Raw genomic sequence first — 24,565 nt, 5'->3', positions numbered from 1 at the left:
GGGCCGAAGCGGGATTACTGGCGACGCGTCGCGATCAGCGCCGCGGCCAGCAGGGCGACGAGGCCGAGGATGGCGCCGAAGCCGGGCGCGCTACTCTCGGTCTCGGTCGTCATTTCGGTCTCTTCCATGGTTTCGGTCTCCATTTCGGTGTCCTCCATCGTGTCCGTCGACGTCTCGGTCATCTCCTCCACGTTGACGTCGGCGGTGGTGATGACGGCGCCACCGGCCGCCACGTACGGCCCGTCAGCCTGGCCGTCCGAGCTCAGGAAGTCGTACGCCTGATTGCCGTTGGTGTCCTTGTGCGCCATCGGGATCACCGTCTCGTCCTCCTCGAGCGGCTCGTCCAGCGTGATCTCGACGTTCTCGTGCGTGCCGGGGCCGAGGTACTCGCTCGTGCCGCGGACGCTGTCGAAGACTGCGCCGTCGAGCAGGCTGGAGTCGTGAATCGTCACGAAGCCGCCGTCGTGCAGCGTCACTTCGTCGACGACGATGGTCTCGCCGTCGGGCGCGTCCTGGTTGGACGCGGAGACGAAGGCCGTGACCTGCGCGGTCGCCTGCGTCATCACGATGTTGCCGTTGGCCGTGTACGGGCCGTCGGCCTCACCGCCGGAGTCGACGAAGTCGTACTCCTGGTTGTCGTTGGTGTCCTGGTGCGCCATCGCGAGCAGCTGGTTCGTCTCCTGGATCGGCTCGTCCAGGGTGACGACGACCTCCTCGTGGTGGCCGGCCTCGAGGTACTTCGAGGTGCCAACGACGGACTCGAGCACGGCGCCCTCCTTGAGCGAGGCGTCGTGAATCGTTACGAAGCCACCCTCGCTCAGGTCGACGTCCTCGACGACGACGGTCTTCCCGTCGCTGGTCTGGTCGGCGAAGTCGACGGACGCGGAGACCGTGACGTCGTTCTGCTGCATCACGATGTCACCGCTGTCGGTGGTGTACGGGCCGTCGTCCTCGCCGTCGGAGCTCGGGAAGTCGTACGCCTGGTTGTCGTTCGTGTCCTGGTGCGCCATCGCGAACGGCTGGTCGTCCTCCTCGAGGGGCTCCTCGAGGGTAACCTCGACGTTCCGGTGAACGCCGGGCTCGAGGTACTCGCTCGTGCCGCGGATGCTCTCGATCACGGCGCCGTCCGCCAGCGTCGAGTCGTGCACCGTGACGAAGCCGCCGTTCGGCAGGTAGACCTCGTCGACGACGACCGTGTTACCGCCGGACGCCTGGGTGTCGAACGAGACGCTTGCCTCGTCGCTCAGCTCGACCTGTGCGGAATCGAGCACGGCCTCGTTGTCGGCGTTCAGGAAGGGCCCGTCCTCCTGCCCCTCCGAGGTCTCGAAGTCGTACGCCTTGTTATCGTTCGTGTCCCTGTGCGCCATCGGGATCAGCGTGTCGTCGTTCTGGAGCGGCTCGTCGAGCTGGACGCGCACGTTCTCGTGCACGCCAGCTTCGAGGTACTTCGAGCCGCGGATGCTCTCGAACGTCGCGCCGTCGAGGAGGCTGGAGTCGTGAACCGTCACGAAGCCGGCCTCCGACAGCTCGACGCGGTCGACGATGACGTACTCGCCCTCGCTCGGCTGCCCGCTGAACGAGACGCTCGCGGAGACCGTCACGTTCGCGGCGGACATTACGATGTCGCCGTCGGCCGTGTAGGGCCCGTCGACCTCACCGTTCGAGGAGACGAACTCGTACGCGCGGTCGTTGTCCGTGTCCTTGTGGGCCATCGCGTGGTACTGGCCGTCGTCGACGCTCTCCTCGAGCGTGACCTCGACGTTCTCGTGCGTGCCCGCCTCGAGGTACGTGGACGTGCCGACGACGCTGCCGAGCACGTTGCCCTCGGTGAGGGAGTTGTCGTGGATCGTCACGAAGCCGCCCTCGGGGAGGGTGACCTCGTCGACGACGATCGTGGACCCCCCGGAGGTTCCGCCGGAGAAGCTCACGGACGCCTGTTCCTGCGTCGATGCGGCGGCTACGCCTGCCGGGCCGGCCAGTGCCGACACGACGAGGACGAAAGCCATCGTCAATGTGAATGCGCGTTGGCGCATACTCAGGTGGATGAGGGTAACTTAAAAGAGGATTTTCCGAACTCCGGCCGTACTCTCACCCAATTTCGTTCCCAAAGTCGACCACGTCTGGGATTTTTGCTCCTTTGCGAGCGGATCTGCAGACCGGTTGCTGGCTCATTAGTGCAGTATATAAATGGAACCTGGCGAGCGGAGTGATCGCTGCCATGGGGTCCTGGTCATTCGAAGAAGGGTAAACAGGTGCAACCGCTGCTGCAGTTGATAGCAACGCGGACTCCTCGAAAGCCCTGATCGCTTTTTATATGCGGGTTTGCACAGGTGATTCGTTCTTGCTCTTACCAGCACCGCAAACACCCAGAAAGCCCTCCGCCGCTCGCGGTCGCTGTCCTCCAAATCGGAGATTTTCGGGCTCCGAGAAATCTTTGATTTCTCGCGACGCGACATATCTGCGGCTCTCCGCGGCGAAAGACGGTCCGGGCTGCCTGCAGTAGCGGGCTGCCGGGCTGCAACTTCCAGCCCTCCGTTCGCTTCGTCGCCGGCGCGCGACGCGCGCCGGCTGCCCGAGAGACCTCCGGTCTCTCGCTGCTCACGGAGACACCCCGCGGCGCGCCCATGCCCTCCCTCGCACGCGTTACTCGCGCGCGCCGGTCGCCCCGCACCGCACGCCGGCCAGCTGGCGATCGACGCCGGCCAAAGAACCGCCGCGAGCGACGCCCGGCCACCACTCCCGGGCGGGACTGAAAGGGGCAGTCGCTGAGCGGGACGCCCTGCGAAGCAAGCACTGAGCCGACGAACGAGCGAAGCGAGTGAGTCGGCGAGGCGCGCAGCGAGCAGCGCGACCGCTCAGCGGCTGGGGCTTTCTGGGCATGGTGAGTGGTGTCGCCAGCACCGATAGCCAACTTTGTTTATAAATACTAACGCTCGTGGGCCGGAACGTCCCGGGCATGCCGAGTGGTGTCTCCACCGACGCCAGCCGAATTTATTTATAAAGCGACTGTCTCAGCGACTGGCACTTGTCAAGCTGGCCGAATGGTGACTGTTGGTTTTGTGGGGAATGCCGAACGCTGTCGCTCGCAACCAGAACGCATCACACGAACACGGAGACGCCGACAGTCAAACACCAGGCCGGATGGAATCGAAGGACGCCGAAATCAAAAAGCCTCAATCCCAGGTGATCCAGACCAGTGCAGCGAGCCCGAACGTCTCCAGAACGTGGAGCAGCATCATCGCGCGCCACGCGACCGCGGGGACGGACGAGGAGAACCACGAGGATAGCATGGGATCCATCAGGTAGATGTACAGCGACAGCGCGTTCTCCGCAAGCAGGAAGGACCCGAACATGGCCAGCCCGAGCGAGTGTTTCGAGCGGAACTCGTAGTAGTTGCGGCCCCAGATCGCAACCAGAACGAACAGGAGGACGACGTTCACGCCGACCGCGAGGCGAGCGATATCGAACCAGAGACTCATCGTACTCTCCCTATCCTGTTGTCGGGTATAACGACTTTCCCAAATTCGTTCCGAATACGTTCCCAAATCGACCGATCTCGAACCCGCTTGCGGGCACGCCGGTCGACGGGCGCGCTATGCTCCACCCCGCCGGTTCTCGGTTGTCTAACCTTAGTCATCGTCCACCTGTTCGAAGATATCCTCGACCGTCTCCCAGTGCTGCCGGACCTGCTCCGTGGGCAGATAGACGGCTCCGTACTCCTCGCCGCTGTTCTCGACGACGCCGTTCTCCATTAGAACGTCGAGATGATGCCGGACCGTCTTGTAATCGAGGTCCAGATCCTCGGCTAGCTGGTTTGCGTTTCGCGGACGCTCCGCGACGGCACGAAGCAAGCGGACGCGGTTTCTGCCGCCACGCGTCCCGGTCAGCACGTACCAGAGCGCCGCCTCCATCTATGTACTACTCACCACGATGTAACGTAATTCCACCGCTTCCCGCGGTCGCGACCGACCGACTGACCGGCGGTTCCAACCGTGACCAACCGACTAGCCCAGCTTCGTTCGGTTCGTGAATCGACACGCGTGCCGTGGGGAGTGGCCACAAATCACGACCTGATCGGGGTTCTACGGGGGCTTATGACCGACGACGACGCGGAAGTAGCGGAGCTGACGGTTCGCAGAGCGAACGGGACGGACCTAGACGCGATCAGGGAAATCGCGAAGGCGGCCTGGCAGGACACCTACGAGGCGTTCGACGAGGCCGAGGTCGCGGCGATCGTCGACGACTGGTACGACCCCGCGGACCTCGAGGAGCGATTCGCGGCGCCCGACGAGCTGTTCCTCGTCGCCGAGATCGCCGATGGGCTCGTCGGCTTCTGTCACGGGTACGTCGGCCAGGAGGAGGCCGACGTCCTCCGGATCTACGTCCACCCCGACCACCAGCGCGCCGGCGTCGGGCAGTCGCTCCACGACGCCTTCGCCGACCACTGCCGCGAGGAGGGCGTCTCGGACCTCTACGCGTTCGTCCTCGCGGACAACGACGTCGGCTGCGGCTTCTACGAGGCGCTCGACTTCCGGGAGGTCGACACGGAGACGACGGAGATCCTCGGCGAGGAGTACGAGGAGACCGTCTACGAGCAGGCGCTCTGGCCGCCCGCGGAGAAGTAACCGGTCCCGGTAGCTACGTTTCGGTCGCGACGTCCGCCAGCGCGCCGGCGAGGACGCGCGTCGTGGCCGCGCAGTCCGCCCAGTCCGTCCACTCGCGTGGGTTGTGCGAGATGCCGTCCTGAGAGGGCGCGAACAGCAGCGCCGCGTCCGTCACGCTCGCGACGTGCATCGTGTCGTGGGCCGCGCCCGAGTGGAGGTCCATCGTTTCGAGCCCGGCGTCGTCGCCGGCGTGATGGGCCGCCTCCCGGAGGCGGTCGCTCATCGGTGTCGGCCGCAGGTCGAACGGGCGCTCGAAGCTCGTGTCGACCCCACGACTCGCTTCCAGCAGGCCGAGCGAGTCCCTGGCGGCCGCGACGATGGTCTCCATCGACTCGTACTCGACGTCGCGGACGTCGACGCCCATCTCGACGGCCCCCGGCACCACGTTCGTCGCGTTCGGCGAGACGTCGAGGGAGCCGACGGTCCCGACGGCCGACTCCGAGGATTCCGCGACCACGTCGTTGGCCGTGGCTTCGACGTCCAGCACGAACTCGCTGGCGGCCGCGAGCGCGTCGGTCCGTTCGTCCATCGCCGTGGCTCCGGCGTGGTTCGCCTCGCCCTCGATGGTGACCTCGCAGTGCGTGATCCCCGTGATCGTCGTGACGACGCCGGCGGCGGCACCCGCCGTTTCGAGGGTCGTGTCCTGCTCGACGTGGATCTCGTAGAAGGCGTCCCAGCTGCTCGCGTCGAGCGCCCCGGTGCCGCGGTAGCCGATGCGCTCCAGGGCGGCTTCGAGCGTCTCGCCCTCGTCGTTTTCGAGCGCGAGCGCCTCCTCGACCGTTCGCTCCCCGACGGCGACGGAGGAGCCGAGGAGGCCGTCGGCGAACGATTGCCCCTCCTCTTCGGTGAAGTTGACGACGAGGACCGGGCGGTCGGGCTCGACGCCGGCCTCCTGCATCGCGCGGACTGCCTCCAGGGCGCCGTAGGTCCCGAGCGGGCCGTCGAAGATGCCACCCTCGGGGACGGAGTCGACGTGGCTCCCGGTGGCGACCGGGGCGGCGTCCGGGTCCGCCGAGGGCGGGCACCACTCCCCGGCGACGTTGCCGACGGCGTCGATGCGAACGTCGAGGCCGGCGTCCTCCATCCGCTCCACGAGGTAGTCGCGGGCGCGCTCGTTCGCCTCGGTCCCGGTGAGGTTCGTGCGGCCGCGCTTTTCGGGGTCGTCGAACTCGACCTGACCGAACTCGGCGTTGGCTTCGAGGTCCGCGCGGAGACGGGCCTCGTCGACGGGTACGTCCATACCGGGACTGAGTCGGCCACCTAAAAAGGCGTGTCCGTCGCGGCCGTCGACGCGGGTCGGCTATTCGTTACGGTCGCCTCCGCCCGCGCCCGTCTCCGCCCCGCCTCCCCTCCGTCTCCCCCGCGTCCATTTCCAACCCCTCGGGCAGTCCTCCCGGAAACTGTTCGCCTATGACACAAATCCTTTATGAGCGCCCCTTGGTGTATCTAACCAGTAATGGCGTCACTACCCGACCTCCTCGGCGATATTGTCACGAGCGTCGACGCGGTCTTTCTCTTCTCCCCGACCAGCTCGCTGTACGATCGGTTTCAGGACTCCGAGGAGGAGGAGGTCGTTGTCGTCGCGCCCGACAACGACGTTGGTGCCGACGACTTCGTCGAGCTCCCGCTGGAGTTCGACAACGTGCGCGACCGGATCAAGTTCGGCATCCAGGGCGCAATGGACGCCGAGTACGTCAGCGAGGGCGACGACGTCGCCTGCAGCGTCTCCGTCTTCGGCGGCAACCAGGACTCGGTCATTCGCGTTCGGGTGGACGAAACGGTCGAATCCGGCATCTACGACCTGTTCGTCAACTCGCGCGCGGAGCCGGGCGTCATCCGCAACGTCTTCGAGGTCGCCGTCGAGCTCGGGAAGAAGGGGCAGAAGGGCAAACCGGTCGGCGCGCTGTTCGTCGTCGGCGACGCGGGCAAGGTGATGAACAAGTCCCGCCCGCTGAGCTACAACCCCTTCGAGAAGTCCCACGTTCACGTCGGCGACCCCATCGTGAACGTGATGCTCAAGGAGTTCTCCCGGCTCGACGGCGCCTTCGTCATCTCCGACTCCGGGAAGATCGTCTCCGCCTACCGCTACCTCGAACCCGCGGCCGAGGGGGTCGACATCCCGAAGGGGCTCGGCGCTCGCCACATGGCCGCCGGGGCGATCACGCGGGACACGAACGCGACGGCGGTCGTTCTCTCGGAGTCCGACGGCCTCGTTCGGGCATTTAAAGGTGGGAAACTGATCCTGGAGATCGATCCGGAGGAGTACTGATGCCCGTCCCGACACACCCGGCGGCCGCGTTTGCGCCGCTCGAACCCGCATCCGCTGCGCTTGCACTCGACCTGCCCGAATCCGGCGGCCTACTGCAGTCGACGGTCTGGGAGTATCTCGGCTTCGTGTCGACCCGCGTCTGGCTCGCGCTGTTCGTACTTCTTTTGGGACTCGTGTTCGGGTACGTCGTCGGCATCGTCAACCGCCGATTGCTCGAGCGAGCCGGCGTGCCGGACGCGATCGAGGGGACGGCGTTCGAGCGCACGGCCCGGGAGTTCGGCACCTCGACGGTGAACATCATCGCGAAGCTCACCAGCTACTTCGTCGTCGGCATCGCCATCGTCGTCGCGCTCACGGTCGCGGAGATCCAGTACGTCCAGCTGTTCTGGAGCGACGTCGCCACGTTCGTCCCCAGGCTGTTCGTCGCCGTCTTCGTCCTGATCGTCGGCATCGTCGTCGGCGACAAGGTCGAGCTGTACGTCACCGAGCGCCTCCGCGGGGTCAAGGTCCCGGAGATCGGCGTCGTCCCGACCGCCGCGAAGTACAGTGTGGTCTACGTGGCCGCGCTGATCGCGCTGGCCCAGATCGGCGTCGCCACGCTCGCGCTCACCGTCCTGCTGGCGGCCTACGCGTTCGCTGTCGTCCTCCTGACGGCGCTGGCGACGAAGGACCTGCTCGCGTCGGCCGCGGCCGGCGTCTATCTCCTCTTGAACCAGCCGTACAGCATCGGCGACGAGGTCGAGATCGACGGTCACCGGGGGATCGTGCAGGAAGTCGACCTGTTCGTCACCCACGTCGAGACCGACACGGAAGAGCACGTGTTCCCGAACCACGTCGTGTTCCGGCACGGGATCGCTCGCGTTCGGAGCTGAGCAGCTGGCTTGCCCCCGGGAACCCCGCTCAGCTGTCGGCGGCGTCCGGCTCCTCGGCGGCCTCGGACACGACTTCCGCCGGGACGCCCGCGACCGTGGTGTGGGCCGGCACGTCGTCGGCGACGAGCGAGTTCGCCGCCACCTGTGCGCCCTCGCCAACGGTGACGCCAGGCAACACGATCGCGCCGGCGCCGACCATCGCTCGGTCCTCTAAGACGACGTCGCCGAGTCGATACTCGTCCTGCAGGAACTCGTGACACAGCAGGGTCGCGTCGTAGCCGACGATCACGTCGTCGCCGACGGTGATCCGCTCCGGCCAGAACACGTCGGGCGTCGACTCCAGCCCCCAGGCGACGCCGGTTCCGACCGTGACCCCGAGCAGCGAGAGCAGCCAGTTCTTCAGCCGCAGGCTCGGCGAGATCCGCGCGAGAACGATGACGACGTAGTTCCACATCACGACCAGCGGCGATTTTGCGTCCGGCCACGACCAGAGCGAGTTCCGGGGGCCGCCGGTCCGCACGCTATTCAGTCGCTCACGTCGCCGCTCGTCGCGTTCGTCAGTCACGCCTCCTGCTTCTCGCTCGGGTAATAAAAGGATTGAGCGACCGGCGGTCGCCACGAACCCTCTCGGCCAACCATTTATCCGGGATGACGAAGCAAACGGCCCGTGACCCGACCGTCGCCCCGCGGGAGACGAGGTGGGAGCGCGACGCCCTCCCGTGGGACCCGAAACGTTTCACGTCGCCTGCTCGCTACTCGCGAAGTTCGGCCATATGGTCGATCCGCTGCTGGACGAGCTCCGGCTTGCCGATGTCGTGGCGGATCCGGAGCCCGTCGCCGGCTGCTGTGAGACCATCTTCCGCGACCTGCTCGGCCTCGGTGATGGTGTCGCCGAGTCCCACGACCGCGAACGACCGCGAGGTCGTCGTGTAGATGCCGTCCTCGCGCTCGTCGACGCTGGCGTAGAAGAGCCCGGCGTCGCCGACGTTCCCCTCGTCGACCTCGATGCGAGTCCCGGCGTCCGGGTCCGTCGGGTAGCCGTCGGGGACGGCGTACTTGCAAACGGTGGCCTGCTCGCTGAAGGAGAGCGACGGCAACGGGTCGCCGTCGCGCGCGGCCGTGATCACGTCGAGCAGCGGTGTCTCCAGCACCGGTAGCGTGTTCATCGCCTCCGGGTCGCCGAACCGCGCGTTGAACTCGACGACGCGCGGCCCCTCCGCGGTCAGCATGAACTGGCCGTAGAGGATGCCCTTGTAGTCGTCGAGGGCCGCCACGACCTGCTCCATGATGGCGACGGCGTCCCTGTAGTTGTCCGGGGTCATGAACGGGAGTTCCATCGTCGTGTCCGAGTACGAGCCCATCCCACCGGTGTTCGGGCCCTCGTCGCCCTCGTAGGCGCGCTTGTGGTCCTGCACTGCGGGGGTCGTTCGCACGTCGCCGTTGGCGACGAACGCCTGGATGGTGAACTCCTCGCCGACGAGTCGCTCCTCGAGGACGACGCCGTCGTAGTCGGCTCCACGGAGGTACTCCTTCGCCTCGGCAGCGGTGACCTGGTCGCCGATGACGCGGACGCCCTTGCCGCCCGTGAGGCCGATGGGTTTCACCGCCAGGTCACCGTCGTAGTCGTCGATGTAGTCGCAGGCGGCGTCGAGGTCCTCGAACACCGCGTAGTCAGGGCTGCCCGGGATGTCGTTGTCCGCCATGAACCGGCGCTGGAACGCCTTGTCGGTCTCGATGCGCGCGTCCGACTCCTGCGGGCCGAACGTATATATCCCGGCGGCGTCCAGCGCGTCGGCAACCCCGGCCGCCAGCGCCGACTCCGGGCCGATGATCGCCGCGTCGGCATCGACCTGCTCGGCGACGGCGACGATGTCGTCGACCGCGGTCTCGTCGACGTTCTCGAACGTCTCCGCGAGGGAGGCGATGCCCGGGTTGCGGTTGCTCGCACAGGCGTGCAGGTCGCAGTCGTCCGCCAGCGCCCGAGCGATCGCGTGTTCCCGGCCGCCGCCGCCGACCAACAGGACGGATTCCGTCATGTCTCCCCGATCTACGCACGGTAGTGTAAACCTTGCTCTTGTGTGGTGAAGATATATACACGATCGTGTCCTACACGACGTTCGTTCCCGAAGCGTCCTTTTTCATGGCCGGCACGATTACGATCCACCATGACAACGCCGACGGACCGGAATCGACTGGCCGACGAGGCCAGCCCGTATCTCCGGCAGCACGACGACAACCCGGTCAACTGGCAGCCCTGGGACGACGAGGCGTTCGAGAAAGCCAAGGAGCACGACGTCCCGGTGTTCGTCTCGATCGGCTACTCCGCCTGCCACTGGTGTCACGTCATGGAGGAGGAGAGCTTCGCGGACGAGGCGGTCGCCGAGCTGATCAACGAGGAGTTCGTCCCGATCAAGGTCGACCGCGAGGAGCGCCCGGACGTCGACAGCGTCTACATGACCGTCTGTCAGCTGGTCTCCGGCGGTGGCGGCTGGCCGCTGTCGGCCTGGTGTACGCCCGACGGCGACCCGTTCTACGTGGGGACGTACTTCCCGCCGGAACCCAAGGGCAACCGCCCCGGCTTCAAGCAGCTCTGCGAGCAGATCGCCGACTCCTGGAAGGACCCGGAGCAGCGCGCCGAGATGGAGAACCGGGCGGATCAGTGGGTCGCGGCCGCGAAGGACCAGCTCGAATCGGTTCCGGACCAGCCCGGCGAGGCCCCGGGGTCGGAGATCGTCGACGAAGCGGCCGCCGCCGGGATCCGCGCATTCGACAAGGACCACGGCGGGTTCGGCTCCTCCGGACCGAAGTTCCCCCAGCCGGGGCGGATCGAGCTGCTGTTACGGACGTACGCCCAGACGGGCCAGGACGCCGCCCTCGACGCAGCACTCGGCACGCTCGACGGCATGGCACGGGGCGGCGTCTACGACCAGGTGGGCGGCGGGTTCCACCGCTACGCCACTGACCGATCGTGGACCGTCCCACACTTCGAGAAGATGCTGTACGACAATGCCGAGCTGCCCCGAGTATACCTGGACGCGTACCGGCTCACCGGCGATCCGAGGTACGCCCACGTCGCGCAGGACACGCTTACGTTCCTCACCCGGGAACTGCAGCACGCGGAAGGCGGGTTCTTCAGCACGCTCGACGCGCGCAGCCTCCCGCCAGAATCCCGCGGTGCGTCCGGGGACGACCCCGAGGAGGGAGCCTTCTACACCTGGACGCCGAGCGAGGTCGACGCGGTCCTCGACGACCCCGACGCGTCACTCGTGAAGGACCGGTACGGTGTGACGAAGCGCGGGAACTTCGAGGGCGGCACCACCGTTCTGGAGGTTTCGGAAACCACCGACTCGCTGGCCGAGGAGTACGACCTCTCGCTCGAAGAGGTGAACGAGCGACTGATGGCCGCTCGAGCGAAGCTGTACGACGCACGCGAGGAGCGACCTCGCCCGGCCCGCGACGAGAAGGTGCTCGCGAGCTGGAACGGCCGAACCATCTCGGCGTTCGCGGCAGCCGGGCAGGTGCTCGGCGCCGAGTTCACCGACGTCGGCGAGGACGCGCTGGCGTTCGTGCGCGACCACCTCTGGGACGGCGAGCAGCTCGCCCGTCGCTGGCTCGACGGCGACCTGCAGGGGCCTGGGTACCTGGAAGACTACGCCTTCGTCGCCCGTGGCGCCTTCGACCTCTACCAGACGACCGGCGACGTCGACCACCTCGGGTTCGCGCTCGACCTCGCGGACGGCATCGTCGCGGAGTTCTACGACGAGGACGCCGGCACGATCTACTTCACGGCGGCCGACGGCGAGGAGCTGATCGCCCGTCCGCAGGAGCTGACGGACCAGTCCACCCCGTCCAGTCTGGGAATCGCAGTGGACCTGTTGCTGGACCTCGACGGCTTCCACCCGGACCGCGACTATCGCGAGGTGGCCGAGGCCGCGCTCGACACGCACGCGGACCGTATCCAGGGGCGACCGCTGGAACACGTCTCGCTATCGATGGCGGCCGACAAGGCTGCCCGCGGGAGTACAGAGCTCACCCTCGCGGCGGACGAGCTGCCGGAGGACTGGTGGGAGACGCTGTCGCGAACGTACCTGCCCGGTGCAGTACTGGCCCGCCGGCCGCCGACTGCAGCTGGGCTCGACGCCTGGCTTGAAACGCTCGGGTTCGATTCGGCGCCGCCGGTCTGGGCCGAGCGGGACGCCCTCGACGGCGAGCCGACCGTCTACGCCTGTCGGAACTTCAGCTGCTCCCCGCCGCGAACGGACCTCGCGGAAGCGCTCGACTGGTTCGGCGGCGAGTAAGTCGGCGGCTGCCACGTTACAGCAGACCGTCGTCGACGTGTTCTCAGGAGTTGAGCCAACGACCCATTTATATTTCAGCATCGCTATGTGGTCCTGTATGACACACCACAATACGGACGCCGAGGAGGCGTCCGACTACACCGTCGACTACCGACTCTCCGACAAGGAGTCGAACATCCACCGAGTCTGGGACAATTCGCTGGACCCGGTCCTCGAGGTCGAGGACGGCGACGTCGTCCGCTTCGAGTGTCGGGACGCCGTCGACCGACAGATCGACGTCCAGTCAGGCGTCGACGACTTCGCCGACGTCAGCTTCGACCCGGTTCATCCCCTGACCGGCCCCGTCGCCGTCGAGGGTGCCGAACCCGGCGACGTACTCGAGGTCGAACTCCTGGACTTCCAGCACAAGGGCTGGGGGTACACCGGCTACCTGCCGGGCGAAATGGGCCTCGGCCTGCTCCCCGAGGAGTTCCCGGAGGCGGGCGTGCACATCTGGGACCTCGAGGGCGACGTCGGCAAGTTCGTCAACGGGATCGAGGTACCGCTCGATCCTTTCCCGGGTGTCATCGGCGTCGCGCCGGGTGAGGACGGCGAACACGACACGCTCCCACCGCTCTCGACCGGTGGCAACATGGACGTGAAACAGATGACTGCGGGGTCGACTGTCTACCTCCCGGTCGAGACCGAGGGAGCGCTCTTCTCGACCGCTGACTGCCACGCGGCCCAGGGCGACGGCGAGGTGTGCGTGACGGGCATCGAGGCGCCGATGTTCGTGACGGCCCGGTTTAGCGTGCGAAAGGACATGGATATCGAACAGCCGCAGCTGGAAACGTCCGGCCCGTTCACGGCGACCGGCCACGACGAGCCGATGTACGCGACGACGGGAATCAGCGACGACCTGATGGACGCGACGAAGAAGGCGACGAGCCACATGATCGACCACCTTCACGAGAACCGGGACCTGACGCGTGGTGAGGCCTACATCCTCTGTTCGGCGGCGATGGACCTGAAGATCAGCGAGGTCGTCGACGCGCCGAACTGGACCGTGACCGCGTTCATTCCCGACAGTATCTTCCCGGACGAGTAGGACCGCGGTCGACGGGCCCGCTTGCGTCGCTACTCCGGGCGGTGGACTTCACCGCTCCGGGAGTCGGCGTCCTTCCGGCGGAGCGCGGCCGCCGCGTTCGACGCGTCGTAGCCGAGGAACACGTCCTTTGCGTACGTCTCGACGACCTCGACGGCCTTGACGAGATTGTCGAGGTCGACGTTGACGGCGTACAGTTCGACCGAGAAGGGCGTCTGCGCCGGGGCACCGTGGACGTCGTAATCGCCGCCGAGCAGCGTCCGGAACCCGCGGGTGATCGTCTCCAGCCAGTAGGTCGTGCTGTACTCCATGTCGTACAGCGGGATCACGAACTCGTCGACGTGCTCGCTGAGCGCCTCGACGTCCAGGCCGGCGCGCTCGTAGAGGTGCTCCGGGTAGGGGTCGGGGTACAGCGTGAGGAACGTGCGTCCGGGGATCCGCTCGTTCGCTTCGGCGACGAACTCGGTGATGACGTCCGCGCGCCACTCGTTGCGGTCGTCGAACTCGCTTTCGGCGAACAGCCGCTCGCAACGGTCGCAACGACAGTACCCCTCTCGCGGGAACCCGACGTCGTCGAGGCGCACGTCCTCGTTCTCCGTGGCACAGTCCTCGATGATCTCGAAGAGTCCCTCGCGGTACTCGGGATGGGTCGGACAGATGTACGCCCAGTCGAAGTAGTCGCGGTCACGGGTGGCCGGCCGGCCGCGCGCGTCGACCGGCACCAGGTCCGGGCTCTCCTCGGCCGCCGCGTTGTCGCCGAAGCAGGAGACCATGTTCACGGCGTTCGGTAGCGGCGCGGCCGCCCGCCCCGTGACGTCTTTCACCTCGTAGAAGCCGAGATCGAACTCGCCCATCTCGACCTCGTCCGCGTTCCGCGTAACGACCCCGTACATGCGTCGCTGTTCGTGACGGTCGCGGTTAAAAGAGGCGTCTCGGTGGGCGATCCGTCGGCATCGACCCCCGAAACGGAGACGCTACACCCAGGGATGTCGAACGCGACGACGGTTATTCGACTTCGACCGGTTCGTCGCCCTTGCTGAACAGGAAGTACACCAGAACCAGGAACGCCAGTACGAGGATTAGCTTGAGTTTCGAGCTCATACCCGTCATAACGAGCGGCGAGAGCTAAAAACTACCGCCGGGCGGCGGGTGGGGTGTGGTTCGAATGGGAGCGGTCGCGCGGTCGAACCGCGAGTTTCAGCCTCTCAGACGTCGATGTGCTCCGCGATGTCCTCGCGGATGATCTCCGAGCAGTAGCCACAGCGGACGCCCTCGGAGACGACGTCGAAGCGGGGACGGACCGGCTCGTCCTCGTTGGTGATACAGTTATGGTTCGGGCACGACAGCACGCCGGTGACCGAATCGGGGCGCTCGACGCGGTTCTTCTCGACCACCTCGTAGTCGCGGATGATGTTGATCGTCGCCTCCGGCGCGATGAGCGAGAGTACGTCGACCTCGGACTGGGAGAGCTCTCGTTCCTCGACCTTCACCACGTCCTTGCGGCCGAGTCGGTCGGAGGGAACGTTCATCCCGATCGAGACGCCGAACCCTTCGGATCCGTCGATGCCGAGGATCGCGAGCACGTTCAGCGCCTGTCCCCCGGTGACGTGGTCGATGACGGTGCCGTTGCGGATCTTCGAAACGCGGAGTTCTCGGTCTGGGCTCATTGGGTACCTCCGAGGAGAGTATCGAGCAGGGCCATGCGAACCGGGACGCCGTTGTGGGCCTGCTCGAAGTACCTGGCGTACTTCGTCTCGTCGACGTCGGGCGCGATCTCGTCGACGCGGGGCAGTGGATGCATCACGGTGAGGTCGTCGCTGGCGGCCTCGAGCGTCTCCGCGTCGATCTGGTACTCGCCGGCGACTTTCCGGTACTCGTTCTCGTCGGGGAACCGCTCGCGCTGGATCCGGGTGACGTACAGCACGTCCAGCTCCGGCAGGACCTCCTCGAGCTCGGTATGCTCGCGTACCTGTGCGCCGGCCTCGTGGAGGTCGAACCGTACCGAGCGCGGCAGTTTCAGCGACTCCGGGCTGATGAAGTGCTGGCGCGCGTCGAAGTTCGTCAGCGCCGCGGCCAGCGAGTGCACCGTGCGGCCGTACTTCAGGTCGCCCATGATCCCGACGGTGAGGTCGTCGAGGCCGTGGTCCTCCCGGATGGTGTGTAAGTCGAGCAGCGTCTGGGAGGGGTGTTGGCCGGCGCCGTCGCCGGCGTTGACGACGGGGACGTCGACGAACTCCGCGGCCAGCTTCGCCGCGCCCTCGCTCGGATGCCGGAGGACGATGGCGTCGCCGTATCCCTCGATGACGCGGACGGTGTCCGCGAGGCTCTCGCCCTTCTTCACCGACGAGGACTCCACCGACCCCATGTCGACGGTGTCGACGCCGAGGCGCTTGGCCGCGGACTCGAAGCTCATTTTCGTCCGCGTGCTCGGTTCGAAGAAGCAGAGCGCGAGCACCGACCCGGCGTGTCGCTCCCGGAACTTCCCCGGGTCGGCGGCGACCTCGCGTGCCCTGTCGAGTACCGCCTCCACGTCCGCTCGCGACAGCTGTGTCGCGCTGATGAGGTGGTCCTGACGCATTACCGAAGTAGCCGTCTGGCACCACCTTGAATCCCGCGGGTCCGGCCGCCCTCCGGGATATTCAGTATCGTGATCACCGGACGACGGTCGATTTCGAATATCGCATTCCGTCGCCAACTCCGCTCGGACGCCCCGCTCAACACACCGGCTTCGGGTCCATTCCCAGCTCCGTGAGCGCGGCCTCGTACTCCTCGTAGGCTGCGTCGATCGTCGCCACGGCCGCCGCTTCCGCACCCTGCCAATCGTCCTCGTCGCAGTGTTCCGCCAGCAACTCCAGCCCCGTCTCGACGTCCGCCTCGACGTCAGCTTTCAGCTCGCGGAAGAGGTCTGCCCGCGTCGAATCCGCCTCGTTGACGAAGAAGCTCACGTACTGGGTGTGTGTTCGCAGGCTCACGAGCCCCCGGCCAATCATCCCCGCGGCCACCCGCTCGACCGTGTCGGTTCGCTCCCGGAGCGACTCGTGGACGGCGCCGTCGCTCGCGGCGTCGTCGGTAACGTCATCGTCACCGTCTCCGTCTGCTTCCTCGACGTCGCCGCCGACGACTGCCTCGAGCTCGGCCCGAACGCGTTCGAGGTGCTTCCGTTCCTGGTCGGCGACGCGTTCGAAGACGGCTCGAACGTCCGGGTCGGCCTCGGCGTCGGCCCACTCGGCGAACGTGTCCCGCGAGGCGCGTTCGGCCGCGGCGGCGGTTCGCAACACTGCTTCCGTCGTCAGATCTGCCCCCGTCACCGCCAGTAGCAGCTTGTTCGAGCCGAGCCGGGCGAGCTCGGTGTCCGCGGCCGACTCGACCTGCTCGCGAAACGTGTCCGGGTCCATAGTCGGCGTCCGGCCGCGAGCGGGTTAAAACACGTCCCCGGAGGCGCCACCGAACGAGGCGTGCCGGGAGCAGGTTTTAGCCTGCCGGGTTCGTGCTCGACGTATGAGCGACACCGCCGCGATCTCCCCCGACGAGCTCGGCGACTTGCTAGCCAGCGAGGAAGGGTTCAGCGTGCTCGACGTCCGCGATCGGGACGAGTACGAGGAGTGGCGGATCGAGGGCCCCGGCGTGACCTCGAAGCAGGTGCCCCACGTGAAATTCCTCCAGGCGCAAGTCAACGGGGACCCGACCGAGCACGTGGAGGGACTGGCCGAGCCGATTGTCGTCGTTTGCGGCCGTGGAGCGGCCAGTGGGGAGGTCGCCGAGCAACTCCGCAAACACGGCGTTGACGCGCGAAATCTGGCCGACGGGATGGCGGGCTGGGCCCGGGTGTACCGGATCCGTGAACTCGGGCCGTCGCTGTCGGCCGCGGACACCGACTCCTCACAGCAGCCCGCCATCGCGGCCGCCGATACGACTGACTCCGGATCAGGCGCCGTAACCGACGCTGCGGTCGACGCCACGAACGATGCAGTCACCGTGTTGCAGTGTGACCGGCCGGCGTCCGGCTGTCTCGCGCACGTCGTTATCTCCGGCGACGAAGCCGTGGTGATCGACCCATTGCGCTCGTTCGCCGACCAGTACGCGGATATCGTCGCCGACCACGGAGCAGCACTCACGGGTGTCGTCGACACGCACGTCCACGCCGACCACGTGAGTGGGCTCCGGGCCGTCGCCGAGACGACCGGGGCGGCGCAATATCTCCCGTCCGGCGCCGTCGACCGGGGGCTCGATTTCGAGGCGTCACTGCTGTCGGACGGCGACAGCATCGCGGTCGGTGACCACGAACTGCGGGCGGTTCACGCCCCCGGCCATACTTCCGAAATGACCGCGCTGCGGCTATCGACGGCCGACCGTGAGCTGTTGTTCGGCGGTGATCTCCTCCTCCAGCATTCCGTGGCACGGCCCGATCTCGAAGCCGGAGCGGAGGGCACGAGGGAGCTCGCACGCGACCTGCAAGCGACGCTGCGGAACCGGATCTTCGCCCTGCCGGCCGAAACGCTCGTGTTGCCTGGCCACCGCGCGGTGGGTGAGCGGCCGGACGTCGGTGACATCTTCGGAGTGAACGTCGGCGACGCCCGCGAGCGGATCACCGTCGAAGCTGACCCCGATGCCTTCGCCGATCGGATCCTCTCGAACCTCCCGGAGCGGCCGACCAACTACGACGAGATCGTCGAGACGAACCTGGGACGCAAGGAACTGGACGAATCGGCGGCCTTCGAGGTCGAACTCGGGCCCAACAACTGTGCAGCGAGCGGGAACTGATCGCGACGGAGCGTCGTTCCGTCAGTCGTCGGCGGCGACGTCGGATCCGGGCTCCGCGTCGCCCGCGCCAGCCTCTTTGGCGACGGAGTCCTCGATCGTCGGCGGGTACTTGCCGCGATCGAGCTTCAGGTCCGATTGCGGCTGTGCCATACAGGTGAGCACGTAGTTCTCGCCTTCCTCCTCGGTCAGCCCGCGCGCCGTCGCGGCCGGCTGGTTCACCTCGCCCTCGACGACCTCCGCACAGCAAGCGAGACACATCCCGACGCGACAGGAGTACTCCTGGGCGATCCCCTCCTCGATGCATCGCGACAGGATGTTCTCCTTGTCGGTCACCTGGATCTCCTCTCCGGTGCCGACGAACTCGACGGTGAACTCGGTCATGTTCCGTCACTTCCGGACCCCCGAGCAAAACGTTTACCATCAGTTACGGCGCTCACGCGGTGTTTCGTCGCCCCAAGAACGACTGGTTCGACGGACTCGCGTTCCGCAACGACTAATCCGCCGCCGCTCAGTTGCGAGTGTATGAAAGCCACTGCGCGAGCCCATCCGATCCAGGGGCTCGTCAAGTACCACGGCATGCAGGACCCGGAGCTTCGGCTCCCCTACCACGACAGCATCAGCCTCTGTACGGCGCCGACGTCGTCGACGACGACCGTCGAGTGGCAGCCCGACGCCCGCGAGGACACGTTCGTCATCGGCGGCGAGGAGCTCGAAGGCCGGGAGGCGGAACGCGTCGAGATCGTCACCGACCACGTCCGCGAGCTGGCCGGCTTCGACCACGCGGTCCGGTTCGAGAGCGTCAACTCCTTCCCGTCGAACATCGGCTTCGGCTCCTCCTCGTCGGGCTTCGCGGCCGCGGCGATGGCGCTCGTCGAGGCAGCCGGCCTCGACATGACGCGCCCGGAGATCTCGACGGTCGCCCGCCGCGGGTCCTCGTCGGCTGCGCGCGCCGTGACGGGCGCATACTCGCAGCTCTACGCCGGGCTGAACGACGAGGACTGCCGGTCCGAGCGGCTCGACGTCGCCGAGGGGCCGGACGGCTTCCACCCGGAGGAGGACCTGCGGATCGTCGCCGCGCACGTGCCCGCGTACAAGGAGACCGAGGAGGCACACCGCGAGGCGGAGGCTAGCCACATGTTCGACGCGCGGATGGCCCACGTCCACCAGCAGCTCCAGCAGATGCGCGACTCGCTACGGGACGGCGACTTCGACGGGATCTTCGAGCTCGCGGAGCACGACTCGCTGTCGCTGACGGCGACGACGATGACCGGTCCCTCGGGCTGGGTCTACTGGCAGCCCGAGACGATCGCGGTGTTCAACGCGGTCCGTGAACTCCGCCAGGAGCAGGACGTTCCGGTGTACTTCTCGACGGACACCGGTGCCTCGGTCTACGTCAACACGCATGCCGACTACGTCGACGAGGTGCAGGCCCGCATCGACGAGATCGGGATCGAGACCGACGTCTGGGAGGTCGGCGGCCCGGCCGAGGTCCTGCCCTCGTCCGACGCGCTATTCTGATCGGCCTCGACGGCCTTTCGAGAACCGGAGCTCTCGGATCACCCGACGATCGAGCCGAAAACGGCTCCGCTACCGGAGCGTGACAGCAGGAGGATCGCGAGGAGTACCGACGTCCAGGCGACGAAGCCGATGCTAGCGGCACGAGGCCAGCTCTCACGATACCGCCACTTGACGACGGCGACCCAGACCAGCAACGGGACGAGCCGGCTTCCCAGTGACCCTGCTCCCAGCAGCAGGACCACGACGCCCCAGCCGCTCGCCCCAAACAGCGCCGTCACCGCGGCGTACGCGTAGCTGCGAGCACCAGCGACGACTCTCGCGGCGACGTACGTCGCGATCCCGCCAACGAGTAAGCCGACGGCAACGGTGACGAACGGCCCAGCGTGGGTCATGGCCACTGCTGCGTCGCCCGGACGCTTCAGCGCAGGGGCCGTCACAGCAGCGATCCGCCGGCACCGTCGGAGCCGTCGGACCCCCGTCGGCAACGGTCGGCAACGATCAGAAGAAATTGGCGTGGCGAGCAGGCGACGACAGCGACTCCGAACCGGCGTGTCGCACTCCCGCGAACCGGTCCGGAGCGAGACTCAGGTCATGGGGTACCTGGCTCGCTATCCGGTTTAAGGCTCCGTCCGTTGCGGGTCGGTCCCGACCGGTCCGGGTCCGACTACAGCAGCTCGCGGACGTCGGCGGCGACGGTGTCCAGGGCCTCGTCCGCGACGCCGACGTCGTCGCCCAGGCTGAGGAACCCGTGGGCCATCGCCGGATAGTGGCGATGCCTGACGTCGACGCCGTCGCCGTCGAGCGCGCTGGCGTAGGCGACGCCGTCGTCCCGCAGCGGGTCGAACCCCGCGGTGACGACGGTCGCGGGCGGGAGGTCCTCGTGTGAGTCCGCGCGCAACGGGGAGACGTACGGGTTGTGTCCGTCGACCGGGCTCCGGAGGTACTGCTCGAAGAACCACTCCATGTCCGCCCGGGTGAGCAGGGGGCCGTCCCCGTTCGCTGCGTACGAGTCCGTGTCGAACGCGTGGTTCGTGATCGGATAGAGGAGGAACTGCCCGTCGATGCTCGGGCCGTCGGTCCCGGCGCTGCCGTGGTCGCGAGCGCGAAGACAGGCGACGGCCGCGAGGTTGCCGCCGGCGCTGGTGCCGGCGACGCCGACCCTGTCCGGATCGCCGCCGAAGGCGGGGGCGTTGCCCCGCACCCAGTCGACCGCGGCCGCCGCCTCGTCGACGGCGACGGGGAAGGGGTGTTCGGGCGCGAGCCGGTAATCGACGGAAACGACGACGGCGCCGGCCCTGGTTGCGAGTTCCCGGCAGACGCCGTCGATGGAGTCGAGCGTCCCGAGCGTCCAGCCGCCGCCGTGGAAGTAGACCAGCGTCCGGGTCGGCGTCGCGGTCTCCGGACGATAGACGCGGACTGGGACCTCGCCGTGCGGGCCGTCGAACGAGAGATCGCGAACGAGGTCGACGACGGGGACGTCACCGCCGGCGAACACCTCGTCCTCGACGCGACGGGCGGCGGCGACGGAGAGCTGGTGCCACTCCGGGACGCCGGCGGCCTCGATCTCGTCGATCGCGGTCGCGAGCTGTGGGTCCAGTTCGGAAGCGCGCATGCGGCCACCGAGGCGGTGGGTCTTTAAAAATGGGCCGCCGATCTCCGGCGATGGCGGTGACTCTCCGGTACGAGGACGGCACGATCCGCGTCGACGCCGACGAGCCGCTGCCACCGCTACCGGGTGTCGAAACCGACCCACGGTCCGGAACCGCTCGCGCGCCCGGGTTTCGCTACGCCGAGATCGCAAAGGCGCTCGAGGTCGCTGGCGTCGAGGTCGACGACCGGGTGCTGGACCTCCCGAGCCTGTCGCTGTCGACGGCCTACGACCTGCGAGAGTACCAGGAGGCGGCCCTCGACGCGTGGCACGAAGCCGACGACCGCGGCGTCCTCGAACTCCCGACCGGCGCGGGCAAGACGGTCGTCGCCATCGGGGCGATGGTCGAACTCGGCGTCCCGACGCTGGTCGTGGTGCCGACGGTGGACCTGCTGGACCAGTGGCAGCGGGAGCTGGAGACCGAGTTCGACGTCCCGATCGGGCGGTTCGGCGGCGGCGAGCAGCGTCAGGAACAAATCACGGTGTCGACGTACGACTCCGCCTACCTGAAGGCCGGGGACGTCGGCGACGACTTCGGCCTCGTCGTGTTCGACGAGGCGCACCACCTCGGTGGCGAGGGGTACCGCGACGTGGCTCGCCTGCTCGCCGCGCCGGCCAGACTGGGGCTCACGGCGACGTTCGAACGCCCGGACGACGCCCACGAGGTCGTCGCCGACCTCGTCGGGCCGAAGGTGTACGACCTCGCAATCGACGACCTCGCCGGCGATCACCTCGCGCCGTACGACATCCGCCGCGTCGAGGTCGAGCTCACCTCGGCCGAGCGCGAGCGATACGAAGAACAGCAGGAGACCTTCGTCAGTTACCTCCGGGAGTCGGGCATGACGTTCACGAGCGGGAGCGACTACCAGAAACTGGTCAAGCGCTCCGGGTCGGACCCGCGAGCTCGCGAGGCGCTGCTGGCGAAGCAGGAAGCTCGCGAGATCATGATGAACGCGGACAACAAGGTCGCCGAGCTGGCCTCGATACTCGACCGCCACGCCGACGACAGGGTGATCGTCTTCACCGCGCACACGGACCTCGTCTATCGGCTCTCCGAACGGTTCCTGATCCCGGCGATAACGAGCGAAACCGGCGCGAAGGAGCGCCGGGAGATCCTTCGCCGATTTCGCGACGGCACCTACAGCCGCGTCGTCTCCGCCAACGTCCTCGACGAGGGCGTCGACGTCCCGGACGCGAACGTGGCGGTGCTGCTCTCCGGCTCCGGCAGCGAGCGCGAGTTCACGCAACGCCTCGGTCGGATCCTCCGCCCGAAAGACGACGGCGGCCGCGCGACGCTGTACGAACTCGTAAGCGCCGAGACTGCGGAGGAACGCGTCGCGAGTCGGCGACGGTAATTATCAGGGCTCGTCGCTCGTACCTGGGCGGTCAGTTCGACTCCACGTCGACCGAGAGCTCGCCGTCCCGCACGAACGCTTCGTGTTCGAGGTCGGTTCGAACATTCACGTCGGTCGTCTCGTCGGGAGCGACGGTGACGTCCTCGGTCGCCTCGACGCTCCGGTCCGGGCCGGTTGCGACCACGACGACCGTCCCACTCAGTTCCGTTTCCGCGTCGTTGCCCACGACGGCCTCGACGACGAGCTTTCCGGCCTCGCCCTCGAAGAAATCCCACTCGAGGATGAACAGCCCCGGCGTGTCCTCGTCCCCGTCTCCGGACCCTCCCGTCCCCGGCTCGCTCCGCGCGTCGTCCGCGCCCGGCGGCGTGCGGGGCCCCGACGGTGCGTACTCGGAGGTACACCCGGCGCTGACCGCCATGGCGACGCTCGCGAGCAGCGCACGTCGTCGCATACCCCTCCCTTCCCGCGAACCCACAAATGCGTTGTCCTCGTGGCTCCGTCGCCTTTTACCGGAGCGACCGCCAAGGGGCGTCCGTGCTGCGCAAGGACCACCTCCGCGTGTCCCGGGCTGGCGGCGGCTACCATCCACAGTTCGTCGACGAGGCCGCGGAGCCGCTCGCGACGCGCGTCCTCGACGTGTTTCGCGATCACGTCGGCGAGCGCCGCGGCGACCTGGACGACGCCCTCGACGCGGTCGAGGCCGACGTCGACGACTTCAAGCTCGTCAGGGGGCTGGCCGCGCTCCTCGAGCGCGAGGCGACCTTCGAGACGAAAGCGCCTCTCCCGCCGACCCGCGCGCGCCGCGTCGCGTTCGAGGCCGCGGAGGCGGTCGGCGTCGCCTCGTCGACGGACCGCGAGGGAGCGCTGGAACGAGCCGCCGACGGGCTCGGCGTCACCCCCGCTGCGGTCGACGACTCGCTGTACGCCGACCGGGACGAGAACCAGGTCCTGACCGGGTTCGATCCGCGCTGGGAGTCGCCGGAGCTCCTCCTCGAGCGGTACAACCTCTCGCTCGCCCAGACTGCGCTCTTCGACGCGACGGAGTTCCGCGTCCGCTCGGCCGACCCGAAACGCCTGGTCTCGGCGGTCAAGCGGCTGGGCCTCATGTACGAGATCCGGACCACCGACGCCGGTCGCGAGGTCGTCGTCACGGGCCCGGACGGGCTCTTCCGGCGAACCCGCCGGTACGGGACGGCCTTCGCCCGCCTGCTCCGCACCGTCGCGGAGGCCCCGGACTGGCGGATCGAGGCCACGATCGACGACCGCGGCACCGAGCGCACCATGACGCTCAACGACGGCGACGTGACAGTCCCCGGCGTGGAACCCCTCGCGGAGCCGAGCTTCGACAGCGGCGTCGAGGCCGACTTCGCGGGGCGCTTCCGGGCGCTCGACCTCGACTGGACGCTGGTGCGCGAGCCGGAGCCGCTCGAAACGGGGACGAGCGTGATGATCCCGGACTTCGCGTTCGACTACGACCACGCCGACTTCCGGGTGTTCTTCGAGGTGATGGGCTTCTGGACGCCGGAGTACGTCGAGAAGAAGCTGGGGCAGCTCGCGGACGTCGAGGACGTGGAGCTGATCGTCGCCGTCGACGAGAGCCTCGGGGTTGGCGAGGACATCGCTGCCCGCGACCACCGCGTCGTCACCTACTCGGGGACCGTCCCCATCAAGGACGTCGTCGCGGTCCTCCGTGAGTACGAAGCCGACCTCGTCGCCGACGCGTCGGCCGACCTTCCGGAGACGCTTGCCCCCGATGCCGACGTCGTCACGCTCGAAACGGTCGCGGCCAACCACGGCGTCGCGGTCGAGGCGATCGAGGACCGGACGTTTCCCGACCACGAACGCGTCGGGCGGACGCTCGTTCGCCCGGCCGTGCTGGAGGCGGTCGACGAGGCGATCAGCGCCGGCGACGCGCTGGCCGACGCGGAAACACTTCTCGACGAGTACGGAATCGAGGACACGAGTGCGATCCTGTCGGCGCTCGGCTATCGCGTCGAATGGGAGGGTCTCGGCGGCGGAACGGTCCGGACCAAGGACGCCTCCTGGACTTTTTAACTGATTCCGCACCACCCGGCGTATGCCCTGACGGACTGCCG

Annotated in this window: 23 protein-coding genes; 9 read left to right on the top strand and 14 right to left on the bottom strand. The window is 67.5% G+C overall.

Annotation, left to right across the window (positions count from 1 at the left end; translation table 11 throughout):
* Positions 1-14 precede the first annotated feature (14 nt).
* The 3 genes from ACQE3M_RS13370 to ACQE3M_RS13360 form a co-directional block, all read right to left on the bottom strand.
* On the bottom strand, positions 15-2,033 hold the full coding sequence (locus ACQE3M_RS13370) for a DUF7282 domain-containing protein (RefSeq protein WP_430506125.1): 2,019 nt from the start codon (positions 2,031-2,033) through the stop codon (positions 15-17).
* Between the two features lie 1,140 nt (positions 2,034-3,173).
* A complete protein-coding gene (locus tag ACQE3M_RS13365; protein ID WP_430506124.1) occupies positions 3,174-3,479 on the bottom strand; it encodes a DUF8036 family membrane protein in 306 nt (101 codons plus the stop codon).
* 150 nt (positions 3,480-3,629) lie between these two features.
* Positions 3,630-3,911 carry an ArsR/SmtB family transcription factor gene (locus ACQE3M_RS13360; RefSeq protein ID WP_430506123.1) on the bottom strand — a complete coding sequence of 94 codons (282 nt, stop codon included), beginning with the start codon at positions 3,909-3,911 and terminating at the stop codon, positions 3,630-3,632.
* 183 nt (positions 3,912-4,094) lie between these two features.
* Here ACQE3M_RS13360 and ACQE3M_RS13355 point away from each other — a divergent pair, with 183 nt between their 5' ends.
* Positions 4,095-4,625, top strand: a complete 531-nt coding sequence (locus tag ACQE3M_RS13355) for a GNAT family N-acetyltransferase (RefSeq protein ID WP_430506122.1) — start codon at positions 4,095-4,097, stop codon at positions 4,623-4,625.
* A gap of 13 nt (positions 4,626-4,638) precedes the next feature.
* Here the strand turns inward: ACQE3M_RS13355 and ACQE3M_RS13350 are convergent, their stop codons facing one another.
* Positions 4,639-5,904 carry a M20 family metallo-hydrolase gene (locus ACQE3M_RS13350; RefSeq protein WP_430506121.1) on the bottom strand — a complete coding sequence of 422 codons (1,266 nt, stop codon included), beginning with the start codon at positions 5,902-5,904 and terminating at the stop codon, positions 4,639-4,641.
* A 216-nt stretch (positions 5,905-6,120) separates the two neighbouring features.
* Here ACQE3M_RS13350 and dacZ point away from each other — a divergent pair, with 216 nt between their 5' ends.
* Together dacZ and ACQE3M_RS13340 are read left to right on the top strand one after the other, a co-directional pair.
* Complete coding sequence (gene dacZ / locus ACQE3M_RS13345; RefSeq protein ID WP_430506120.1) at positions 6,121-6,933, top strand: diadenylate cyclase DacZ; 813 nt, start codon at positions 6,121-6,123, stop codon at positions 6,931-6,933.
* Positions 6,933-7,805, top strand: coding sequence for a mechanosensitive ion channel family protein (locus tag ACQE3M_RS13340; protein WP_430506119.1), 873 nt, complete (start codon positions 6,933-6,935; stop codon positions 7,803-7,805). Before dacZ ends, ACQE3M_RS13340 begins: the two co-directional genes overlap by 1 nt.
* 28 nt (positions 7,806-7,833) lie before the next feature.
* Here the strand turns inward: ACQE3M_RS13340 and ACQE3M_RS13335 are convergent, their stop codons facing one another.
* Both ACQE3M_RS13335 and purD read right to left on the bottom strand, forming a co-directional pair.
* A complete protein-coding gene (locus ACQE3M_RS13335) occupies positions 7,834-8,370 on the bottom strand; it encodes an acyltransferase (RefSeq protein WP_430506118.1) in 537 nt (178 codons plus the stop codon).
* Positions 8,371-8,557: 187 nt separating this feature from the next.
* Positions 8,558-9,841: a phosphoribosylamine--glycine ligase gene (purD, locus tag ACQE3M_RS13330; RefSeq protein WP_430506117.1), complete on the bottom strand. Its 1,284-nt coding sequence runs from the start codon at positions 9,839-9,841 to the stop codon at positions 8,558-8,560.
* 129 nt (positions 9,842-9,970) lie between these two features.
* Here purD and ACQE3M_RS13325 point away from each other — a divergent pair, with 129 nt between their 5' ends.
* On the top strand, positions 9,971-12,103 hold the full coding sequence (locus tag ACQE3M_RS13325; protein ID WP_430506116.1) for a thioredoxin domain-containing protein: 2,133 nt from the start codon (positions 9,971-9,973) through the stop codon (positions 12,101-12,103).
* Positions 12,104-12,200: 97 nt separating this feature from the next.
* Positions 12,201-13,190 carry an acetamidase/formamidase family protein gene (locus ACQE3M_RS13320; protein WP_430506115.1) on the top strand — a complete coding sequence of 330 codons (990 nt, stop codon included), beginning with the start codon at positions 12,201-12,203 and terminating at the stop codon, positions 13,188-13,190.
* A gap of 29 nt (positions 13,191-13,219) precedes the next feature.
* On the opposite strand, the gene ACQE3M_RS13315 is transcribed toward ACQE3M_RS13320, so the two are convergent.
* The 4 genes from ACQE3M_RS13315 to ACQE3M_RS13300 all read right to left on the bottom strand — a co-directional run bounded on the left by ACQE3M_RS13315 (position 13,220) and on the right by ACQE3M_RS13300 (position 16,582).
* Positions 13,220-14,080 carry a hypothetical protein gene (locus tag ACQE3M_RS13315; RefSeq protein WP_430506114.1) on the bottom strand — a complete coding sequence of 287 codons (861 nt, stop codon included), beginning with the start codon at positions 14,078-14,080 and terminating at the stop codon, positions 13,220-13,222.
* 312 nt (positions 14,081-14,392) lie between these two features.
* Positions 14,393-14,854: an aspartate carbamoyltransferase regulatory subunit gene (gene pyrI, locus ACQE3M_RS13310; protein ID WP_430506113.1), complete on the bottom strand. Its 462-nt coding sequence runs from the start codon at positions 14,852-14,854 to the stop codon at positions 14,393-14,395.
* Positions 14,851-15,765, bottom strand: a complete 915-nt coding sequence (gene pyrB / locus ACQE3M_RS13305; protein ID WP_430506112.1) for an aspartate carbamoyltransferase — start codon at positions 15,763-15,765, stop codon at positions 14,851-14,853. The genes pyrI and pyrB overlap by 4 nt, the downstream gene beginning before the upstream one ends.
* 136 nt (positions 15,766-15,901) lie before the next feature.
* Positions 15,902-16,582: a ferritin family protein gene (locus ACQE3M_RS13300; protein ID WP_430506111.1), complete on the bottom strand. Its 681-nt coding sequence runs from the start codon at positions 16,580-16,582 to the stop codon at positions 15,902-15,904.
* Positions 16,583-16,685: 103 nt separating this feature from the next.
* On the opposite strand from ACQE3M_RS13300, the gene ACQE3M_RS13295 reads away from it, so the two are divergent.
* The gene (locus tag ACQE3M_RS13295; protein WP_430506110.1) at positions 16,686-17,948 is read left to right on the top strand and encodes an MBL fold metallo-hydrolase; all 1,263 of its coding nucleotides are present in this window, start codon (positions 16,686-16,688) and stop codon (positions 17,946-17,948) included.
* Positions 17,949-17,969: 21 nt separating this feature from the next.
* Here the strand turns inward: ACQE3M_RS13295 and ACQE3M_RS13290 are convergent, their stop codons facing one another.
* Positions 17,970-18,329, bottom strand: coding sequence for a 2Fe-2S iron-sulfur cluster-binding protein (locus ACQE3M_RS13290; RefSeq protein WP_430506109.1), 360 nt, complete (start codon positions 18,327-18,329; stop codon positions 17,970-17,972).
* Between the two features lie 141 nt (positions 18,330-18,470).
* Between ACQE3M_RS13290 and mvaD the strand changes: the two genes are divergently transcribed.
* Complete coding sequence (gene mvaD, locus ACQE3M_RS13285) at positions 18,471-19,466, top strand: phosphomevalonate decarboxylase MvaD (RefSeq protein ID WP_430506108.1); 996 nt, start codon at positions 18,471-18,473, stop codon at positions 19,464-19,466.
* Between the two features lie 38 nt (positions 19,467-19,504).
* On the opposite strand, the gene ACQE3M_RS13280 is transcribed toward mvaD, so the two are convergent.
* A complete protein-coding gene (locus tag ACQE3M_RS13280) occupies positions 19,505-19,858 on the bottom strand; it encodes a hypothetical protein (RefSeq protein ID WP_430506107.1) in 354 nt (117 codons plus the stop codon).
* A gap of 272 nt (positions 19,859-20,130) precedes the next feature.
* Positions 20,131-21,078 (bottom strand): alpha/beta hydrolase, encoded by a 948-nt coding sequence (locus ACQE3M_RS13275; RefSeq protein WP_430506106.1) that lies wholly within the window; start codon positions 21,076-21,078, stop codon positions 20,131-20,133.
* 50 nt (positions 21,079-21,128) lie between these two features.
* Between ACQE3M_RS13275 and ACQE3M_RS13270 the strand changes: the two genes are divergently transcribed.
* Positions 21,129-22,469 (top strand): DEAD/DEAH box helicase family protein, encoded by a 1,341-nt coding sequence (locus tag ACQE3M_RS13270; RefSeq protein ID WP_430506105.1) that lies wholly within the window; start codon positions 21,129-21,131, stop codon positions 22,467-22,469.
* A 31-nt stretch (positions 22,470-22,500) separates the two neighbouring features.
* On the opposite strand, the gene ACQE3M_RS13265 is transcribed toward ACQE3M_RS13270, so the two are convergent.
* On the bottom strand, positions 22,501-22,920 hold the full coding sequence (locus tag ACQE3M_RS13265) for a hypothetical protein (RefSeq protein ID WP_430506104.1): 420 nt from the start codon (positions 22,918-22,920) through the stop codon (positions 22,501-22,503).
* 83 nt (positions 22,921-23,003) lie between these two features.
* On the opposite strand from ACQE3M_RS13265, the gene ACQE3M_RS13260 reads away from it, so the two are divergent.
* The gene (locus ACQE3M_RS13260) at positions 23,004-24,524 is read left to right on the top strand and encodes a DUF790 family protein (RefSeq protein ID WP_430506103.1); all 1,521 of its coding nucleotides are present in this window, start codon (positions 23,004-23,006) and stop codon (positions 24,522-24,524) included.
* Positions 24,525-24,565: the final 41 nt, after the last annotated feature.

The sequence above is a fragment of the Halosubterraneus shenae genome (assembly GCF_050510935.1).
Classification (GTDB): domain Archaea; phylum Halobacteriota; class Halobacteria; order Halobacteriales; family Haloferacaceae; genus JBDGPU01.
This window is presented reverse-complemented; position numbering and strand designations above follow the sequence as displayed.

Bases quoted from the DNA above. Each gene is read 5' to 3' on its own strand.
- ACQE3M_RS13370 (WP_430506125.1), bottom strand. From the start codon at position 2,033: ATGCGCCAACGCGCATTCACATTGACGATGGCTTTCGTCCTCGTCGTG.
- ACQE3M_RS13365 (WP_430506124.1), bottom strand. From the start codon at position 3,479: ATGAGTCTCTGGTTCGATATCGCTCGCCTCGCGGTCGGCGTGAACGTC.
- ACQE3M_RS13360 (WP_430506123.1), bottom strand. From the start codon at position 3,911: ATGGAGGCGGCGCTCTGGTACGTGCTGACCGGGACGCGTGGCGGCAGA.
- ACQE3M_RS13355 (WP_430506122.1), top strand. From the start codon at position 4,095: ATGACCGACGACGACGCGGAAGTAGCGGAGCTGACGGTTCGCAGAGCG.
- ACQE3M_RS13350 (WP_430506121.1), bottom strand. From the start codon at position 5,904: ATGGACGTACCCGTCGACGAGGCCCGTCTCCGCGCGGACCTCGAAGCC.
- dacZ (WP_430506120.1), top strand. From the start codon at position 6,121: ATGGCGTCACTACCCGACCTCCTCGGCGATATTGTCACGAGCGTCGAC.
- ACQE3M_RS13340 (WP_430506119.1), top strand. From the start codon at position 6,933: ATGCCCGTCCCGACACACCCGGCGGCCGCGTTTGCGCCGCTCGAACCC.
- purD (WP_430506117.1), bottom strand. From the start codon at position 9,841: ATGACGGAATCCGTCCTGTTGGTCGGCGGCGGCGGCCGGGAACACGCG.
- ACQE3M_RS13325 (WP_430506116.1), top strand. From the start codon at position 9,971: ATGACAACGCCGACGGACCGGAATCGACTGGCCGACGAGGCCAGCCCG.
- ACQE3M_RS13320 (WP_430506115.1), top strand. From the start codon at position 12,201: ATGACACACCACAATACGGACGCCGAGGAGGCGTCCGACTACACCGTC.
- ACQE3M_RS13315 (WP_430506114.1), bottom strand. From the start codon at position 14,080: ATGTACGGGGTCGTTACGCGGAACGCGGACGAGGTCGAGATGGGCGAG.
- pyrI (WP_430506113.1), bottom strand. From the start codon at position 14,854: ATGAGCCCAGACCGAGAACTCCGCGTTTCGAAGATCCGCAACGGCACC.
- pyrB (WP_430506112.1), bottom strand. From the start codon at position 15,765: ATGCGTCAGGACCACCTCATCAGCGCGACACAGCTGTCGCGAGCGGAC.
- ACQE3M_RS13300 (WP_430506111.1), bottom strand. From the start codon at position 16,582: ATGGACCCGGACACGTTTCGCGAGCAGGTCGAGTCGGCCGCGGACACC.
- ACQE3M_RS13295 (WP_430506110.1), top strand. From the start codon at position 16,686: ATGAGCGACACCGCCGCGATCTCCCCCGACGAGCTCGGCGACTTGCTA.
- ACQE3M_RS13290 (WP_430506109.1), bottom strand. From the start codon at position 18,329: ATGACCGAGTTCACCGTCGAGTTCGTCGGCACCGGAGAGGAGATCCAG.
- mvaD (WP_430506108.1), top strand. From the start codon at position 18,471: ATGAAAGCCACTGCGCGAGCCCATCCGATCCAGGGGCTCGTCAAGTAC.
- ACQE3M_RS13280 (WP_430506107.1), bottom strand. From the start codon at position 19,858: ATGACCCACGCTGGGCCGTTCGTCACCGTTGCCGTCGGCTTACTCGTT.
- ACQE3M_RS13275 (WP_430506106.1), bottom strand. From the start codon at position 21,078: ATGCGCGCTTCCGAACTGGACCCACAGCTCGCGACCGCGATCGACGAG.
- ACQE3M_RS13270 (WP_430506105.1), top strand. From the start codon at position 21,129: ATGGCGGTGACTCTCCGGTACGAGGACGGCACGATCCGCGTCGACGCC.
- ACQE3M_RS13265 (WP_430506104.1), bottom strand. From the start codon at position 22,920: ATGCGACGACGTGCGCTGCTCGCGAGCGTCGCCATGGCGGTCAGCGCC.